Origin of the sequence: Pseudomonas sp. SWRI68, from assembly GCF_014269165.1 — a bacterium.
GTDB lineage: Bacteria > Pseudomonadota > Gammaproteobacteria > Pseudomonadales > Pseudomonadaceae > Aquipseudomonas > Aquipseudomonas capeferrum.
Window position 1 is genome coordinate 1 of record NZ_JABWRU010000072.1, and the last position, 334, is coordinate 334.

General features: G+C 62.0%; 1 protein-coding gene. It reads left to right on the forward strand.

All coding sequences use genetic code 11. The annotated features are described in order from the left end of the window. Positions 1-334 (forward strand): immunoglobulin-like domain-containing protein (locus HU770_RS26850; protein ID WP_186666605.1); only part of this gene is annotated, 334 nt, incomplete at both ends.

The following is a 334-nucleotide window of genomic DNA, read 5'->3' on the forward strand; positions in this document are numbered from 1 at the left end:
GCCGAACCCGACCCCAGCGCAGACCACGATCAACGACTCGGTCGACAACACCACTGCGACCCTGACCGCGAATCCTTCGGTCACCGAAGGTGGCGTGATCACCTACACCGTAACTCTGAGCAACCCTGCCCAGACTCCGGTAACCGTGACCCTGTCGAACGGCCAGACCATCACCGTCGAGGCCGGCAAGACCCAGGGCAGTGTCGACTTCCAGACCCCGGATAACGACGTCTACAACAACGGCTCGACTGTCAGCACCACCATCACTGGTGCAACCGGCGGTAACTTCGAGCAGCTGACGCCGAACCCGACCCCAGCGCAGACCACGATCAAT